Below are 16,307 nucleotides of genomic sequence, written 5' to 3'. Positions count from 1 at the left end.
GATCTCTTTTAAGATCAAAAAATCGCGAGCAAGCTCGCGGCTATAAGCGGGGCATGTGTTGCGCGGCCCAGTCGCGCACTTGAGCGTAGGGGTAATTTTCCAATGCCCCAAACCCCGGAATCGTCCGCGCCTTGATTTTGGTGAATAACGGCACGCTGATCCCGCACAGAAATCGGGTCAGGCGTTCCGGCGGGGGATAACTTCCCGTGTATGCCTCATGCCTGTGGATAAATGCAGTACACAGCGCTTCGAAGTTTTTATCCACAAGCGGCACCAGCGCGGGCGGCTCGGGCAACTGCGCGACCTGCCCCGCACACACCGAACAATGCCCGCACTGCTGCGGCGCCTGCTCATCACCAAAGTACTGCGCCAGTCGATAACTCAGGCAGGTAGTGCTGGCGAACAACGCCAACATCGCATGAATGCGCTCGATCTCGCCGCGCTCATGGGCGGTGAAGTAGTGATGCAGCTCAAGGCTCAAGGCTTGCACATCAACGTCTGTGACCAACAGGTGGTAGACCTCGGTCATCTGCTTGCTTTCAAGCTCGACCCAGCCCTTTTCCTGAAAGTAATCCAGCGCTTTGACCACTCGATTGCGGTCTGCTTGATGCTGTTTGTACAACGTGTCGAAATTCACCGTGGCCCAGGTTCTAGCGCGCGGGGACGTCTGAATGATCGACGAAACGAAGTGTTGGCGCTCGCCCTCAAACTTGGCCAGCAACGCCTCGGGTTCAATCAAATACTTGAAACGGTACTCGGCGAAATAGGCGTAACGCGGCGCGATAAGGCCGCGTAGCTCCAGTTGCACCAATAAGGTTTTGAGCGGCAGTTGCCGGATATTGCTTTGATCAGACAGCGGTAACAGCATGAATTCCCACTGGCCTTCAGGAATCGCCGCACTTAGTTCATCCAGCACACAGCGAATGCCTTGCAGCTCTGGCGTGTCGCCGTATACAAAGTTTTCCAACACGTTAAGGCTGTCGCGGTTAGCCAGCACCAAGCAGTCGGATGACGCGCCATCGCGCCCGGCACGGCCGATTTCCTGGCTGTAGTTTTCGACCGATTTGGGCAGGTCAAAATGCACCACGTTACGGATGTCGCTCTTGTCGATGCCCATGCCGAAAGCGATGGTGGCAACGATGCAATTGAGCTGCCCACCCATGAACTGACGCTGGATGGCCTCACGTTGCTCGTGAGGCAGACCCGCATGATAGGCGTTGGCGCTGATCCCGTGCTGGTTGAGGTGCTGAGCGATCAACTCGGCGGTTTTTTGCAGCGTGACGTACACGATGCTCGGCTGGCCAATGCGCGCGCCCATCCACTGCACCAATCGCTCACGCTTTGCCGCGCCGGTCACTGGCTCGACCCACAGATTAAGATTGGCGCGGTAAAAACCGGTGGTGATCACATCCGACTCGGCAATCGCAAATTTGCGTTGCATGTCGGCGATCACATTGGGCGTCGCAGTGGCCGTCAACAGCAGCGCTTGCGGGATGTTGAACTGGCGCTGGTAGTCCGGCAGCTTCAAGTAATCCGGGCGAAAGTTATGCCCCCACTCGGAAATACAGTGCGCCTCATCGACCACCAGCAACGAAATCGGCACCTGCTGCAAAAAATTACGGAAGCGCTCGTTTTTTAGACGCTCGACCGAAATCATCAGAATCTTCAATTCGCCCGCTTTGGCCCGCGCCATAACGGCACTGACCTCATCGCGGCTTTGCGCCGAGTCGATACTGGCAGCGGCGATCCCGTGGCGCTGTAAAAAGGCCAATTGGTCCTGCATCAGGGCCAACAGCGGCGATACCACCAGGGTGAGGTGCGGCAGCAACAAAGCGGGCAATTGGTAACACAACGACTTGCCCGACCCGGTGGGGAAAATCGCCGCCGCCGAACGCCCGGCCAACACCGCGCTGATCGCCGCCTCTTGGCCTGCGCGAAACTGTGGATAACCGAAAACCTGTTCCAGGGTGTCGTACATCACTGTCACTCCGTTGACCGCTGCAAAGTGCTGAACCGTAACCCAGGGTTTGCGGCGAATCGAGAAAAGGTCGGGGGCAAATTAAGAGGGGATGATACAGGGACTGACGCAAACGCCTTAATGGCCACCGCGATTTACATAAGGCGCTTTTTGGCGGCTATGTAGGCGGCATTGTCATCACGCTTGCCTACTCCAAGCACTAGAACCACCAACCTGTTATCAATCACTTCATACACCAGCCTCACGCCGCTGGCGCGCAGTTTGATCTTGTAACAGTCAGGCATATTGCTGAGCTTGGCAGCAGGGACCCTTGGTGATGACAAGCGTGATTTGAGTTTTTTCAGCAATTGGATTTGAATTACTTTATCGAGTTTGGACAGTTCTCTTTTTGCTTCAATTACAAATTCAAGCGCATAGAGCTTGATCGTATCTGCCGGTACTTCACTCTTTTTCGGCAGTTGCGATGAGCTCATCGATATCGACCTTGATAGTGGGATTGCCACGCCGTTCGTTGATCAGTCTTGCCAATTCGGCATCGTCAATCATCTCCAGCAGCAACTCGTAGCGCTCTGGCGAAAGAATATAAAAGGCAGGCTCGTTACGATTGAGAATGACCAATGGGTCTCCCCCGCTTTCACGGTAAGTGCCCATAGGGTCTTTTTTTAGATCGGTGACAGATGCTGCAACTTTAGCGAGCATGGCGAATGTCATGATATGGCCTCATATCTGTGAGATTGGGATGAAATGTCCGGTATACCTGTAGTCATCGGAGTCACATAGGACGACTTCCGTTGCGCTACGCCAGCCAGCACTGCCCAAGGCAACTGAACTGGACATCGCTCAACAAGCACCGAAAATAGCACTCCTAATAGAATCTCTAAAGACACTTTTAAGAGTGTTCAATATAAACAATGCTCTGTATCCACCAGTTCATGGAAACCCACGATGAAGCTCGCCACCAATCTCCCGGACACGCCCACCCTGCGCGAGCTGATGCAGTTGCTGCATGAAGAAATCGGCCTGCCAGAGCACAAAACCATTAGCCTCAAGACGTCGATCAACCTCGACCTTGGCTGCAACGGCAGTGACGCTCAGCATGTGATGGAAACCCTTGAGGAGCGCTTCGGGCTGGAGCTGGCCGATTACGATGCGTATCGCTATTTTCAGCCTGCTGGCAACGATCCGCACTTCAAACGCAATGCCAAAGGCCGGGGCACCAAGGTGCCGCTGACGATCGGCATGCTGTATGAGGCGATTCAGGCTGGGCATTGGGATACGCAAACCCTGGAAGCTTGAATCACAGGCACAAAAAAACCGCCCTTTCAGGCGGTTTTTTTGTGGGTCAGTACGTTGACCGAATGCTTACAGCTTCGGGCCAGCCGCTTTGATCGCGTCGCTTACGTCGAACTTTTTGAAGTTCTCAACGAACAGACCAGCCAAGGCTTTGGCGGCTTCGTCGTAGGCGGCTTGGTCAGCCCACGTGTTGCGTGGGTTCAGCAGAACAGTGTCAACGCCCGGCACGGCCAATGGCACGTCGAGGTTGATGGTGTCTAGGTGCTCGGTTTCTGCGCCGATCAGAGCACCGCTCTGGATCGCTGCAATCACGCCACGCGTGGTCGGGATGTTGAAACGCTTGCCAACGCCGTAGCCGCCGCCAGTCCAGCCGGTGTTAACCAGGTAAACCTTGGAGCCGAAACCACGGATGCGCTTGATCAGCAATTCTGCGTATTCGCCAGCTGGACGCGGGAAGAATGGCGCGCCAAAGCAGGTGGAGAACGTCGACTTGATGCCGCTGCCCGACCCCATTTCAGTCGAACCAACCAGTGCGGTATAACCCGACAGGAAGTGGTAAGCCGCTTGTTCTTCGCTGAGGATCGACACCGGTGGCAGAACGCCAGTCAGGTCGCAGGTCAGGAAGATCACAGCGTTTGGCTCGCCACCGAGGTTTTTCGGTGCGCGTTTTTCAATCAGTTCACGCGGGTATGCCGCGCGGCTGTTCTGCGTCAGGCTGTCGTCTGCGTAGTCAGCTTTTTTGGTGACTGGATCAATAACAACGTTTTCCAGTACCGCGCCGTGCTGGATGGCTTTCCAGATCACCGGCTCGTTTTTCTCGGACAGGTCGATGCACTTGGCATAGCAACCGCCTTCGATGTTGAACACAACGCCCACGCCCCAGCCGTGTTCATCGTCACCGATCAGGTAACGGCTTTCGTCAGCCGACAAGGTGGTTTTACCGGTGCCCGACAGGCCGAAGAACAGGGTCACGTCGCCCTCTTCGCCCATGTTGGCAGCACAATGCATCGGCAGAACGTCAACCGCTGGCAGCAGGAAGTTCTGAACCGAGAACAGGGCTTTTTTCATTTCGCCGGCGTAACGCATGCCTGCGATCAGTACTTTTTTGGCTGCAAAGTTGATGATCACGCAACCGTCGGAGTTGGTGCCATCACGCTCTGGCTCGCACACGAAGTTCGGTGCGTTGATAACTTGCCACTCGTCTTTGCCCGCTGGGTTGTACTGTTCAGGGTTGATGAACAGGCAACGGCCAAACAGGTTGTGCCATGCAGTCTCGGTGGTCATCTTAACTGGCAGGTAGTGCGCCGGATCAGAACCTACATGAACGAAGGAAACGAAACGCTCGCGTTCGCCCAGGTAAGCGGCAACACGGTCCCACAGAGCGTCGAACTTGTCAGCCGGGAACTTGCGGTTGATCGGGCCCCAAGCGATTGCGTCCTGGGTGGTCGGCTCTTCAACAATGAAGCGGTCAGCTGGTGAACGGCCCGTGCGGTGGCCCGTTTTAACAACCAGTGCGCCGCTGTCGGCAAGCTCGCCTTCACCACGGTTCAGGGCTTCTTTAACCAGATCGTTGATGCTCAGATCGGTGTACACGGCGTTATTAGCTTGCGTCATGAGGTTCCCCGTCGGCCATTGGCCGAGTGCGCCAAACGTTTTGTAGTAGAAAAATTTGCACTACTACCGCGAAAAAAGTGGGCCGGATTATGCCAGAAATGCCCACAAAAAGTAGGGTCCACCTGTCAGAACCGCGCAAGAACAGTATTTGACAGGTGTTTCACCTGCGCTGAAACGTTTTAGTGGTGAGTGCCGGAAGGCGAATGAACCCCCGCACCGGAGAATAATTGGTCCACATCGGCCGCATCAAAGAGGTACCGCTGATTGCAGAACTGGCAATCAATCTCGATGTGACCTCCGTGTTCAGAGACCAGATCGAGCGCATCTTGATGGCCCAGGCTAGTCAAAGCATTGCCGGAACGCTCACGCGAGCAGCTGCATTTGAACTCAACGGCTTCATGGTCGAACAGCCGCACTGTTTCCTCGTGGTACAGGCGATGCAGAATGGTTTCGTTGTCCAACCCCAGCAGCTCTTCTGCCTTGAGCGTATCGCCCAGCATCAGCAGTTTTTCCCAGCTGTCGACACGCTCGTCTTCATCGTCGATGACGTCAGCAGGCAGTTGTTGCAAGAACATGCCACGTGCACGCAGGCCATCAGCGACCAACCAAAAACGGGTCGGTACTTGCTCAGACATGACGAAGTAGTTGGTGAAGCAGTCAGCCAGGGTTTCACCGTTAAGGTCAACGATGCCCTGGTAGCGCTTGCCAACCTTGGGGTCAACCGTAATGGCCAGCACACCATTAGGCAGCAGGTCGGCCAATGTAGCGTCCGGCGCAATGCTGTCAGCGTCAAAACGAGCCAGACCGCGGATTTCACGCTCGCTGGTGCACTCGATCATCAGCAACGGTACCGGGCCTTCGGAACGGGCTTGCAAGCTCAGCAAACCATCAATTTTCTGGTTGCCCACTAACAATGCAGCGGCGGCCATCAACTCGCCCAACAACTGCTGAACCGGCTGCGGATAAGCATGTTTGGCCAACACGTCAGCGTAGCTATGCTCCAGCGAAGCCAGCTCGCCACGGGCATCGCTGGTGTCGAACATAAAGCGTTGTGTGGCATCTTTTTTAAGTAGATCGGACATAAGAATAGGTTCTGAATTAGTTACTAAATGTGTTCGGGTCTTTGATACGGCGCATTGGCAATACGCTGACAGGCCACAAGCTAATGAACGTATATGGCGCCATACATGTACGGATACAAGTCATGCGCCCGCAGACGCGACATACGGCCTGCGAAAAAACCTAAACGTCTCACTCCACGTCGCTCACTTCATGAAACTGATGCAACTGACGGCGTTGCTTTTTAGTCGGTTTGCCATCGGTACTGATCCCCATCGCCCCAGCCTTGCGCAGAGCGGCCGCGTTTTCGCGCTTGGCGATGCTTTGTTCGGTTTCGTTGTACAGCGTTTGCGCTTCTGGAGCGCCGCGACGCACGACTGACAGGGCTTTGACTTCCACAGTGCGCTCCTCAAGCCCCACCCGGATTTGCAGCTCGTCCCCAACGCGCGGCTCCTTGCTCGGCTTGCAGCGCTCGCCCCGGCAGTGAACTTTGCCGCTTTCAATCGCTGCCTTGGCCAACGCTCGGGTTTTGTAAAATCGTGCAGCCCATAGCCACTTATCCAAACGGATTTTGTCGTCCTCTGCTTGTTTCTGCGACATTGGAGCACCTCTTCGTTTAAATACTCAGAACTGTACTACTACTTTTGATGAGCAAAGGATGGAACCTGCCCGATAGAATGCCCACCTGCGGAAAGACTGCGGCTAAAAAACATCACACAGGGTACACGTAGAAAACTGTCGCATTTACCGGATATTCTGCGTAAACACCGTGTGTAAGCATCAAATCGACACTCGTCGATGGCTTTATCTGCAGGTTCCGCCCTGCGGCCTGAATACGTTAATCGCTGGTTACTTATATTGAAGACTTTTGATCATTTGACCGTTGTCGGTCTGCGCGAGTGGGTGGCGCTCCCTGATCTGGGAGTTGCAGGCCTGCGAGCGAAAATCGACACCGGTGCCAGTACCTCCAGTTTGCACGCCACTGAAATCGAGCCATTTGAGCGCGACGGTGTCGAGTGGGTACGTTTTAATGCCCATTTGGGCACGCTGGTACAACTGCGTCATCGCCGTTGTGAAGCGCCACTGGTGGCGATAAAAACCATTAAAAGCTCTAACGGCCACACGCAAGTTCGCTATGTAATTCGTACCGGCCTGGCGCTGGGGGATCGGGTATGGCCTGTGGAGTTTACCCTCGCCTGCCGCAAATCGATGCGTTACCGCCTGTTGCTTGGCTCCAAAGCGCTGGTCGATGGCCAATTGGTCGTTAATCCGGGGCTGAAATACGTACAAGACAAGCCGGTGTTCCCGGTCACTACTACCTCTGTCACAGGTGCTGCATGAAGATCGCTGTGCTGTCGCGCAACCCGCGTCTGTATTCCACTCGTCGTCTGGTTGAAGCCGGGACCGAACGAGGCCATCAAATGGTAGTGATCGATACCTTGCGCGCCTATATGAACATTGCCAGTCATAAGCCGCAGATCCACTATCGCGGCAAGCCGTTGGAAGGCTTTGACGCAGTAATCCCGCGTATTGGCGCCTCCGTGACGTTCTACGGCTGTGCGGTGTTGCGCCAGTTCGAAATGATGGGCGTATTCCCGCTCAATGAATCGGTTGCCATTGCCCGCTCGCGGGACAAGTTACGTTCGCTGCAACTGCTGTCGCGTCGAGGGCTGGGCTTGCCGGTGACTGGTTTTGCGCACTCGCCGGATGACATTCCTGACTTGATCGAAATGGTTAACGGCGCGCCGCTGGTGATTAAAGTGCTGGAAGGCACGCAAGGCATTGGCGTGGTGCTGTGCGAAACCGCCACGGCGGCCGAGTCGGTGATTGAGGCCTTCATGGGACTCAAACAAAACATCATGGTGCAGGAATACATCAAGGAAGCCGGCGGCGCTGATATTCGCTGCTTCGTGGTGGGTGACAAGGTGATCGCGGCCATGAAGCGCCAGGCCAAGCCGGGGGAATTCCGTTCCAACCTGCACCGTGGCGGTAGCGCCAGCCTGATCAAAATCACCCCAGAAGAACGCATGACAGCCATTCGTGCGGCCAAAGTCATGGGGTTGAGCGTGGCGGGGGTCGATATTTTGCGTTCCAATCACGGCCCGCTGGTGCTGGAGGTCAACTCATCGCCAGGGCTTGAAGGTATTGAAACCACGACTGGCAAGGACGTGGCGGGGATCATCATTCAGCATCTAGAAAAAAACAGCAGCCCGCACATGACGCGGACTAAAGGGAAGGGATAAAAGCAGCAGCAAGCTTTTAGCTACAAGCGGCAAGTAAAGGAAAAGGCAGATCTGCTTTTGCCTTTACTTGCCGCTAAAAGTTTGCCGTTTGCAGCTCGCTACAGCGCCTAAACTGCTCCTCTTGGCAACATCAGGCCCAGTGGCAGTCGCACTCTTGCCTCAAGCCCACCCCCCGCACGGTTACGCAGTTCAACATTGCCGCCGTGCATGGAGGCGATGCGTTTAACGATCGCCAGCCCCAAGCCTGTCCCCTTGCCGCCGCGAGCGCGGTCACCGCGAATGAACGGGTTGAAGATGTCTTCAAGCTCGGAGGGGTCAATGCCCGCACCCCGATCCAACACACTCAGCACCACGTAAGGCGCACTGGTATCTCCAGACACATAGGCCGCCACTTCAACGTCATCGCCAGCATGGTGCAAGGCGTTGCCGATCAAGTTATTAAGCAAACGTTTCATCGAGACCCGACGCAATGCAAACGGCTGAATCGGCTGTAGGCGCAAGCGCACTTGTTCTTCGTTTTGGTTATAGGGCGCTACGACTTCGCGGATCAATTCACACAGGTCAACTTCCTCGACCGGTTCATCGCGACCGTCCCGAATAAACGCCAAAAACTGGTCAAGAATGGCGTCCATGTCTTCAATGTCGCGCACCATGTCGTCTGTCAGGTCGCTGTGGTTGCCCATCAATTCCAGTGACAAGCGCAGGCGGGTCAGCGGGGTTCGTAAATCATGGGACACGCCAGCGAGCATCAACTCACGTTCGCGGCCTGCCTGTTCCACGTCTTCAGCCATTTGGTTAAAAGCGCTGTACACCTCCGTCATTTCGCTCGGTGTATCACTGATCGGCAAACGCACACTGCGCCCCTGTCCTAACTGCCTAGCCGCATAGACCAAACGCTTGAGTGGCTGATTGAGTTGGCTGACGAAAATCCACGCGGACGCGGTAGATAACAACCCAATGGCCAGGAACCACCCCAGCACGCTCCATATTTTCTGCCCACGCAGCGGGTGCGGATACAACGGCACTTTCAGCCAACCATCGCCCAGACTCGGGGCGCGGACCCATAACGCCGGAGGTGAATGCATGCGTAAACGAACTTCAGTGTCGGCACCCAGTTCGGCCTGCATCTGACGCTCGTAAATCTCACTGTAAGGCCAGTGTTGCTCGCCTTCGGGCACGCCACCGCCCACCACGCGGGTCAGCGTTGCCGCATCAGCAATTTTTTCCCTGTTTTCTTCATCGGCCGCCCAATAGGCGCGCAATACCAAGCCCACGCCGTGACTGTATTGGCGGTCGACCAGCATGTCTTCGTTCATCAACAGGTAAACCAGCGTCAGTGCCTTGGAGAACAGCACAACGATGAGCACCAGCCAGAGCGTGCGGGAGAAGAAACTTTGCGGGAACCACAGAGGGGTTTTCATAAACGGTGTTTACACTTTGCAGGAGCGAGTACCAAGACCCGCAAGAAAATGGATCGCGAGTCACTGGGCTACCCGAAGGCAACTGCGTGACTCGCTCCTACAAATGACCCATCACTTGGTTGCGTTGCCATCTGGCACGAACACATAACCCACGCCCCAGACAGTCTGGATATAGCGTGGCTTGGAAGGATCGGGTTCGATCATGCGGCGCAGACGGGAGATTTGAACGTCGATAGAACGCTCCAGTGCATCCCATTCACGGCCACGGGCCAGGTTCATCAGCTTGTCGCGGGTCAAAGGCTCGCGAGCGTGCATGACCAAGGCTTTAAGCACTGCAAACTCACCGGTGGTGAGCATGTGCACTTCATCACCACGCTTAAGTTCGCGGGTGGCTAATGACAACTCGTAATCACCAAAGGTAACGCTTTCGTCTTCGCTGCCCGGTGCGCCTGGCACTGGGGCTGCCTGACGACGCAACACGGCGCGCACGCGCGCCATCAGTTCATCAGGGTTGAAAGGTTTGGCCAGGTAATCATCAGCGCCAAGCTCCAGGCCTTTGATGCGGCTGAGTTCGTCACCTTTGGCGGTGAGCATGATGATCGGCACCCGATTACCCGCGGCACGCAAGCGGCGGCACGCAGATAGTCCGTCTTCGCCGGGTAGCATCAGGTCCAGTACCACAAGGTTAAATACCTCACGAGCCAGCAAACGGTCCATTTGCTCGACGTTCGGCACGGCACGGGCGCGGTAGCCCTTGCTGACGAAGAAACGTTCCAGCAAGCTGCTCAGCCCTGGATCGTCATCAACGATGAGAATTTTTTCGCCTTCAGCCGGTTGTGCAATGCTGCTCATTAGATGCTCCTGTGATCTCGGCGCGCATTATGGCTTAGCTGCTCTTATACGCATCGTGTGCATTGTTAGCAGATTTTTCCTGCGCGGCTAGTACACAGTTCATAGCGGACACAGCGTGCAATCCCCTGAATCCGGGAACGCTGGTTATAATGCGCCGCCTTTTGTGTCAGGCAACCTCGGATTTTCAAACATTGCGCCCGCATTTATTTTTTCAACGGCTGGCGTAATGTGCTGATTTCACGGGTCAACAGGCTGCCCTTTTGGCCCAGTAGCGGCGCCCTCCGGGCCGCTCAACCAGCCTCGCAAGCCTTACAGAACAGGCCTGCGAGGCTGCATCACAATTTGTCAGGTGGTTTATGGACAGCATCAACAGCCGCATTGCCGAAGAACTTGGCGTGCGCCCGCAGCAGGTCGAAGCGGCCGTCGCTCTTCTGGATGAAGGCTCCACCGTACCCTTCATCTCTCGCTACCGTAAGGAAGTGACAGGCAGCCTGGATGACACCCAATTACGTCACCTGGAAGAACGCCTACGCTACTTGCGTGAACTCGACGAACGGCGCATTAGCATCCTCGCCAGCATCGAAGAACAAGGCAAATTGACCCCTGAGTTGGCACGCGACATCAAACTCGCCGACACCAAGACCCGCCTCGAAGACTTGTACCTGCCCTACAAGCAAAAACGTCGCACCAAGGGCCAGATCGCCCTTGAAGCTGGCCTCGGTGAGCTGGCCGACGGCCTGTTCAACGACCCTAGCCTGAGCCCGGAAACCGAAGCCGCCCGCTTTGTTGACGCCGAAAAAGGCTTCGCAGACATCAAGGCCGCTCTGGATGGCGCCAAGTACATCCTCATGGAGCGCTTCGCTGAAGACGCCAGCCTGCTGGATAAACTGCGCAGCTTCTTGAAGCAGGAAGCCACCCTCAGCGCCCGAGTTATTGCGGGCAAAGAAGAAGAAGGCGCCAAGTTCCGCGATTATTTCGAACACGACGAGCCGCTCAAAAGCATGCCGTCGCACCGCGCACTGGCCATTTTCCGTGGCCGCAACGAAGGTATTCTCAGCTCTTCGCTCAAGGTGGGTGAAGAACTACCGGGCAGCATGCACCCTGGCGAAATGATGATTGCCCAGCGCTTCGGCCTGGAAAATCAAAACCGCCCGGCAGACAAATGGCTCGCTGAAGTGGTGCGCTGGACCTGGAAGGTCAAGCTCTACACCCACCTCGAAACCGACCTGCTGGGTGAACTGCGAGACGCGGCCGAAACCGAAGCCATCAACGTGTTCGCCCACAACCTGCACGACCTGCTGCTGGCCGCACCTGCTGGCCCGCGTGCCACTTTGGGTCTGGACCCGGGCCTGCGCACCGGCTGCAAAATCGCTGTAGTTGATGCCACTGGCAAACTGCTCGAACACGCCACCGTGTACCCGCACGTGCCACACAACAAGTGGGACCAGACCATCGCCGTCATGGCCGCCCTGTGCGCCAAACACTCGGTTGAACTGGTCGCCATCGGCAACGGTACCGCGAGCCGCGAAAGCGACAAGCTGGTGATTGACCTGATCAAAAAATACCCAGCGCTGAAAGTCACCAAAGTGATGGTCTCTGAGGCGGGCGCTTCGGTGTACTCGGCGTCTGAACTGGCAGCCAAAGAATTCCCAGACCTCGACGTGTCGATCCGTGGTGCGGTATCGATTGCCCGCCGCCTGCAAGACCCACTGGCCGAGCTGGTAAAAATCGATCCGAAGTCGATTGGTGTCGGCCAATACCAGCACGACGTGTCCCAGCTCAAACTGGCACGCGGCCTGGACGCAGTGGTTGAAGACTGCGTAAACGCCGTAGGCGTAGACGTGAACACCGCCTCGGTGGCGCTGCTGGCCCGCATCTCCGGCCTCAATGCCACCTTGGCGCAAAACATCGTGAGCCATCGCGATGAAAACGGTGCGTTCAAAACCCGCGCGGCGCTGAAAAAAGTCAGCCGCTTGGGCGAAAAAACCTTCGAACAGGCTGCCGGTTTCTTGCGCGTAATGAACGGCGACAACCCGCTCGACGCCTCGGCCGTTCACCCGGAAGCCTACCCGCTGGTGAAACGTATTGCCTCGGACACCGAGCGCGACATTCGCTCGCTGATCGGCGACGCGGGCTTTCTAAAGCGCCTGGATCCGAAGAAATTCACCGACGAAACCTTCGGCCTGCCGACCGTTACCGACATTCTGCAAGAACTTGAAAAACCGGGCCGTGACCCGCGTCCAGAGTTCAAAACCGCCGAGTTCCAAGAAGGCGTCGAAGACCTCAAAGACCTGCAACTGGGCATGATCCTCGAAGGCGTCGTGACCAACGTGACCAACTTCGGTGCTTTCGTCGATATCGGTGTACACCAGGATGGCTTGGTGCACATCTCGGCATTGTCCGAGAAGTTCATCAAAGACCCGCGTGAAGCGGTTAAAGCCGGTGATGTGGTTAAGGTCAAAGTCATGGAAATTGACATCCCACGCAAACGCGTTGGCCTGTCGATGCGCATGAGCGATACCCCCGGCGAGAAAATCGACGGTGCTCGCGGCGCACGCCCAGGCTCAGCCCCGCGTCAGCAAAACACCGCTCCACGCAAAGAAACTGTTGCCGCTGCGCCGAGCAACAACGCGATGGCTTCGCTGTTTGCCAACGCTAAACAGTTGAAGAAACGCTAATGGCGATCCCCGACGGCTTAGCCGAAAGCGCCTTCAGCCACTTGATTGGCTGCCGCGTGCAGTCTGTGGAAGACGGCAAAGCGCAGGTTGCGCTTAGCCTGGAGCCCCACCTGCGCAATCGCGGCGGCAAAATGCACGGCGGGGTTTTATTCAGCTTGGTCGACATCACCATGGGCCTGGCCTGCTCCGGCGCCCATGGTTTTGACCGACAAAGCGTGACCATCGAGTGCAAAATTAACTACTTGAGGTCAGTGTCGGAAGGCGAAGTGCTGTGCATCGCCAACGTCATTCACCCGGGCCGACGTACGTTTGTCGTCGAAGCTGACGTGATGCAAGGCGACAAACTGGTCGCAAAAGCGCAAGGCACGTTCGCTCTCCTGTAGCGGTCATTAGGTCATTTGAGTTAATTTCGGCACTGCACACGCAGTGCCGAAATGCGCTTGGAGCGCCAAAAACCGGAACAGGGACGAAGCCCAGCAATACCGACAAAGCCAGGCGACCACGCCAGTTTCAACTTCACCCTTGTAGACCGTCCTGACCACCCCCATATTGGGGCGACTGACGCGTGAAGGAATCCAACTTGAGCGAACTTCTCAACCGCCGCCTGGCTCTGCTCGGCGAGCGCGCCAACCTCACTCTGCTCGAGCAGTGCCTGCACGGTATCGAGCGCGAATGCCTGCGCGTCACGGGCGATGCACGCCTGGCGCAGACACCGCACCCCGAAGAGCTGGGTTCGGCCCTGACCAACGACCAAATCACCACTGACTATTCCGAGTCGCTGCTGGAGTTTATTACCCCGGCCCTGCCCGACCCTGCGGACACGCTGGCCAGCCTCGACAAGATTCATCGTTTTGCCTACAGCAAACTCGGCAACGAGTACCTGTGGAGCCCTTCGATGCCGTGTCCGTTGCCGGCCGAAGAAGACATCCCGATTGCCTATTACGGCACCTCCAACATCGGCCAGCTCAAGTACGTGTACCGCAAAGGCCTGGCCCTGCGTTACGGCAAGACCATGCAGTGCATCGCCGGGATCCACTACAACTTTTCCCTGCCCGAAGCCCTGTGGCCTGTACTCAAGCAAGCTGAAGGTTTTGTCGGCACCGACCGCGATTACCAATCAGACGCCTACATCGCGCTGATTCGTAACTTCCGTCGCTACAGCTGGTTGCTGATGTACCTATTCGGCGCTTCGCCTGCGCTGGATGCTGGCTTCTTGCGTGGCCGTTCGCACCAGTTGGAGCAACTGGACGCCGACACGCTCTACCTGCCGTATGCCACCAGCCTGCGCATGAGCGACTTGGGTTACCAGAGCAACGCCCAGGCCGGCCTTACGCCGTGCTACAACAACCTCGACAGCTACACCGACAGCTTGCGTAAGGCTGTGGCCACGCCATACGCGCCGTATGTTGAAATCGGCACGCACAAAGATGGCGAATGGGTGCAACTGAACACCAACATCCTGCAAATTGAAAACGAGTACTACTCCAACATACGCCCCAAGCGGGTGACCTACACCGGCGAGCGTCCGATCCAGGCATTGGTCTCGCGTGGGGTGCAGTACGTTGAAGTCCGTTTACTCGACATCAACCCGTTCATGCCGGTCGGCATCGACTTGCCGGAAGCTCGCTTCCTGGATGCCTTCCTGCTGTATTGCGCGCTGCAAGACAGCCCGCAATTTGAGAACATCGAATGCGGTCATTGCACGTCCAACTTCCTGAGCGTGGTCAAGGAAGGTCGTCGTCCGGGGCTGCAATTGCAGCGCGATGGCCAAGCGGTCGACCTGAAGGAATGGGCGGCAGAACTGCTGGAAAAAATCGCGCCTCTGGCCGCGCTGCTCGACCAAAGCCACGGCGGTGACGCCCACAGCAAAGCGCTGGACGAACAGTTCGCCAAGGTCCAGAACGTCTCGCTGACCCCATCAGCCAAAGTCCTGGCCAGCATGATCGAACACAAAGAAAGCTTCGCCCAGTTCTCCATGCGCCAGAGCCAGGCCCACGCCGAGTACTTTCGCAGCGAACCGCTGAGCGCCGAAGACCAAGCCGCCTTCGAAGAAAAAGCCCGCCAGTCACTGCATGAACAAGCCGAGACTGAAAAGGTAGAAGAAGGCGATTTCGACCTGTTTGTCGCGTCGTATCAGGCGAGTATTTTGTCGATCAGTTACTGAGGCGTGACGCACCGTAGCGCTTGAAGTAAACAACATGCCGGCCTACCCGGCATGTCATAAAGCGCTAACGTTTATAGTTAAATGAAACTTGGTAGTCGAATGGCTTGCCCACCAGTTTGCTTAGGGCTATTAGTTGATCAGCCCTGAGGTCGTATCCTTCCCGCCCCTGCTGCTCAGTTGTCCATTCCATAATTTTCTTTACTTCGATGTCGTAGCACGCAGGTATTGCAACCTCGAAAGCCAGTAGCTCAGTTGTTTTGTCAAAGGCCTCTACTACGTATTTCATGGCTAAACTCCCCTGCTGCGTGCGACAGTTCCAACATTTAAATTCTTAGCTTGCATAATGCGCAAGGTACAAGTCTAAATTATTCGGAAGTTCTATTAAGGCAAGCGACGCGATATGCGCTGCTTGATCGGGTGAGAGTGGAAAATCCGCGCCGATACAATCAGTACTTTCAGCCCAATGCATAATAGGCATTAACTCAGAAACGCATAGATCGATTTTTTTTTCGTAAACTATGTCGTCTTTATCTTCCTGAAAACCCATTATTAAAAAAATCATGGTTCAACCCTCCGGGTCTTATCAGCAGGTTTTGTTTGTTCGCCAGTATTTGGATCAAATTCACCCAAATGCTTCCCGCGCTTGTTGTATTTCTCTAACGCTCCATGCTGTCTGTCCCACTCATAAAAATCGCCTGATGGGTCATTCCATCTTGGACGAAGTCCACCACCCCCCTGAAGGGATGTTTTTGAACGCCCACGGATTGCATCAGGAAAGGCGATTAAAGGGCCTTTTGGAGTTGGATAGTATTTGTGCCCCGGCACATTCAAAACAATATAAAGCGGCAAGACCCCCGAATCAGCCGGGAACACAAGAATGAAGTCCTTGTAATCCGGCGGGTAGATCGGGTTGACGATGATGGTGTCGGCGTTTTTGGTTGGCGGGAAGATCCAAATATGGGGCGTGGGTGACGCGCCTTTTAAGGGGGGAATGCCGAGGGTGTT

The 16,307-nt window shown here is 55.9% G+C and carries 17 protein-coding genes; 6 read left to right on the top strand and 11 right to left on the bottom strand.

All coding sequences use genetic code 11. The features are described from left to right. Nucleotides 1-40 precede the first annotated feature (40 nt). The 3 genes from B347_RS0124055 to B347_RS25370 all read right to left on the bottom strand — a co-directional run bounded on the left by B347_RS0124055 (nt 41) and on the right by B347_RS25370 (nt 2,689). A complete protein-coding gene (locus B347_RS0124055) occupies nt 41-1,978 on the bottom strand; it encodes a RecQ family ATP-dependent DNA helicase (RefSeq protein ID WP_019412249.1) in 1,938 nt (645 codons plus the stop codon). A gap of 134 nt (nt 1,979-2,112) precedes the next feature. Beyond that, a complete protein-coding gene (locus B347_RS0124050) occupies nt 2,113-2,451 on the bottom strand; it encodes a type II toxin-antitoxin system RelE family toxin (RefSeq protein WP_019412248.1) in 339 nt (112 codons plus the stop codon). Beyond that, entirely contained in the window at nt 2,420-2,689 is a 270-nt protein-coding gene (locus B347_RS25370) for a type II toxin-antitoxin system Phd/YefM family antitoxin (protein ID WP_019412247.1), read from the bottom strand. The genes B347_RS0124050 and B347_RS25370 overlap by 32 nt, the downstream gene beginning before the upstream one ends. A gap of 234 nt (nt 2,690-2,923) precedes the next feature. On the opposite strand from B347_RS25370, the gene B347_RS0124040 reads away from it, so the two are divergent. Further along, nucleotides 2,924-3,274, top strand: a complete 351-nt coding sequence (locus tag B347_RS0124040) for a DUF1493 family protein (protein ID WP_019412246.1) — start codon at nt 2,924-2,926, stop codon at nt 3,272-3,274. Between the two features lie 66 nt (nt 3,275-3,340). On the opposite strand, the gene B347_RS0124035 is transcribed toward B347_RS0124040, so the two are convergent. From B347_RS0124035 to B347_RS0124025, 3 genes are all read right to left on the bottom strand, one after another. Further along, on the bottom strand, nt 3,341-4,885 hold the full coding sequence (locus B347_RS0124035; RefSeq protein WP_019412245.1) for a phosphoenolpyruvate carboxykinase: 1,545 nt from the start codon (nt 4,883-4,885) through the stop codon (nt 3,341-3,343). A gap of 179 nt (nt 4,886-5,064) precedes the next feature. Next, complete coding sequence (gene hslO, locus B347_RS0124030) at nt 5,065-5,967, bottom strand: Hsp33 family molecular chaperone HslO (RefSeq protein WP_019412244.1); 903 nt, start codon at nt 5,965-5,967, stop codon at nt 5,065-5,067. Between the two features lie 169 nt (nt 5,968-6,136). Then, nucleotides 6,137-6,544 (bottom strand): RNA-binding S4 domain-containing protein, encoded by a 408-nt coding sequence (locus B347_RS0124025; protein ID WP_019412243.1) that lies wholly within the window; start codon nt 6,542-6,544, stop codon nt 6,137-6,139. Nucleotides 6,545-6,802: 258 nt separating this feature from the next. On the opposite strand from B347_RS0124025, the gene B347_RS0124020 reads away from it, so the two are divergent. Beyond that, nucleotides 6,803-7,285, top strand: coding sequence for an ATP-dependent zinc protease (locus B347_RS0124020; RefSeq protein ID WP_026014396.1), 483 nt, complete (start codon nt 6,803-6,805; stop codon nt 7,283-7,285). Beyond that, on the top strand, nt 7,282-8,187 hold the full coding sequence (gene rimK / locus B347_RS0124015; protein WP_019412241.1) for a 30S ribosomal protein S6--L-glutamate ligase: 906 nt from the start codon (nt 7,282-7,284) through the stop codon (nt 8,185-8,187). Before B347_RS0124020 ends, rimK begins: the two co-directional genes overlap by 4 nt. Nucleotides 8,188-8,294: 107 nt before the next feature. Here the strand turns inward: rimK and B347_RS0124010 are convergent, their stop codons facing one another. Then, nucleotides 8,295-9,608, bottom strand: coding sequence for an ATP-binding protein (locus tag B347_RS0124010; RefSeq protein WP_019412240.1), 1,314 nt, complete (start codon nt 9,606-9,608; stop codon nt 8,295-8,297). A 111-nt stretch (nt 9,609-9,719) separates the two neighbouring features. Continuing rightward, nucleotides 9,720-10,460, bottom strand: a complete 741-nt coding sequence (gene ompR, locus B347_RS0124005) for a two-component system response regulator OmpR (protein ID WP_019412239.1) — start codon at nt 10,458-10,460, stop codon at nt 9,720-9,722. 356 nt (nt 10,461-10,816) lie between these two features. Between ompR and B347_RS0124000 the strand changes: the two genes are divergently transcribed. From B347_RS0124000 to gshA, 3 genes are all read left to right on the top strand, one after another. Then, nucleotides 10,817-13,138: a Tex family protein gene (locus tag B347_RS0124000; RefSeq protein WP_019412238.1), complete on the top strand. Its 2,322-nt coding sequence runs from the start codon at nt 10,817-10,819 to the stop codon at nt 13,136-13,138. Further along, nucleotides 13,138-13,521, top strand: coding sequence for a PaaI family thioesterase (locus B347_RS25650; RefSeq protein WP_019412237.1), 384 nt, complete (start codon nt 13,138-13,140; stop codon nt 13,519-13,521). Before B347_RS0124000 ends, B347_RS25650 begins: the two co-directional genes overlap by 1 nt. A gap of 197 nt (nt 13,522-13,718) precedes the next feature. Next, nucleotides 13,719-15,302: a glutamate--cysteine ligase gene (gshA, locus tag B347_RS0123990; protein ID WP_019412236.1), complete on the top strand. Its 1,584-nt coding sequence runs from the start codon at nt 13,719-13,721 to the stop codon at nt 15,300-15,302. Nucleotides 15,303-15,366: 64 nt separating this feature from the next. On the opposite strand, the gene B347_RS0123985 is transcribed toward gshA, so the two are convergent. The 3 genes from B347_RS0123985 to B347_RS0123975 all read right to left on the bottom strand — a co-directional run. Continuing rightward, nucleotides 15,367-15,588 carry a DUF7683 domain-containing protein gene (locus B347_RS0123985; protein WP_019412235.1) on the bottom strand — a complete coding sequence of 74 codons (222 nt, stop codon included), beginning with the start codon at nt 15,586-15,588 and terminating at the stop codon, nt 15,367-15,369. A gap of 45 nt (nt 15,589-15,633) precedes the next feature. Further along, complete coding sequence (locus B347_RS0123980; RefSeq protein WP_019412234.1) at nt 15,634-15,864, bottom strand: hypothetical protein; 231 nt, start codon at nt 15,862-15,864, stop codon at nt 15,634-15,636. Continuing rightward, nucleotides 15,861-16,307, bottom strand: a 447-nt coding sequence (locus tag B347_RS0123975; protein ID WP_019412233.1) for a colicin E3/pyocin S6 family cytotoxin, incomplete at its 5' end; no start/stop codon positions are given. The genes B347_RS0123975 and B347_RS0123980, both read right to left, overlap by 4 nt.

This window comes from Pseudomonas psychrophila HA-4 (assembly GCF_000282975.1).
Taxonomy (GTDB): domain Bacteria; phylum Pseudomonadota; class Gammaproteobacteria; order Pseudomonadales; family Pseudomonadaceae; genus Aquipseudomonas; species Aquipseudomonas psychrophila_A.
This window is presented reverse-complemented; position numbering and strand designations above follow the sequence as displayed.

Excerpts from the sequence above, each read along its gene's own strand:
- B347_RS0124025 (WP_019412243.1), bottom strand. The coding sequence starts at position 6,544 with ATGTCGCAGAAACAAGCAGAGGACGACAAAATCCGTTTGGATAAGTGG.
- B347_RS0123985 (WP_019412235.1), bottom strand. The coding sequence starts at position 15,588 with ATGAAATACGTAGTAGAGGCCTTTGACAAAACAACTGAGCTACTGGCT.
- B347_RS25650 (WP_019412237.1), top strand. The coding sequence starts at position 13,138 with ATGGCGATCCCCGACGGCTTAGCCGAAAGCGCCTTCAGCCACTTGATT.
- ompR (WP_019412239.1), bottom strand. The coding sequence starts at position 10,460 with ATGAGCAGCATTGCACAACCGGCTGAAGGCGAAAAAATTCTCATCGTT.
- B347_RS0124035 (WP_019412245.1), bottom strand. The coding sequence starts at position 4,885 with ATGACGCAAGCTAATAACGCCGTGTACACCGATCTGAGCATCAACGAT.
- B347_RS0124000 (WP_019412238.1), top strand. The coding sequence starts at position 10,817 with ATGGACAGCATCAACAGCCGCATTGCCGAAGAACTTGGCGTGCGCCCG.
- B347_RS0124010 (WP_019412240.1), bottom strand. The coding sequence starts at position 9,608 with ATGAAAACCCCTCTGTGGTTCCCGCAAAGTTTCTTCTCCCGCACGCTC.
- hslO (WP_019412244.1), bottom strand. The coding sequence starts at position 5,967 with ATGTCCGATCTACTTAAAAAAGATGCCACACAACGCTTTATGTTCGAC.
- B347_RS25370 (WP_019412247.1), bottom strand. The coding sequence starts at position 2,689 with ATGACATTCGCCATGCTCGCTAAAGTTGCAGCATCTGTCACCGATCTA.
- B347_RS0124050 (WP_019412248.1), bottom strand. The coding sequence starts at position 2,451 with ATGAGCTCATCGCAACTGCCGAAAAAGAGTGAAGTACCGGCAGATACG.
- rimK (WP_019412241.1), top strand. The coding sequence starts at position 7,282 with ATGAAGATCGCTGTGCTGTCGCGCAACCCGCGTCTGTATTCCACTCGT.
- B347_RS0123980 (WP_019412234.1), bottom strand. The coding sequence starts at position 15,864 with ATGATTTTTTTAATAATGGGTTTTCAGGAAGATAAAGACGACATAGTT.
- B347_RS0124055 (WP_019412249.1), bottom strand. The coding sequence starts at position 1,978 with ATGTACGACACCCTGGAACAGGTTTTCGGTTATCCACAGTTTCGCGCA.
- B347_RS0124040 (WP_019412246.1), top strand. The coding sequence starts at position 2,924 with ATGAAGCTCGCCACCAATCTCCCGGACACGCCCACCCTGCGCGAGCTG.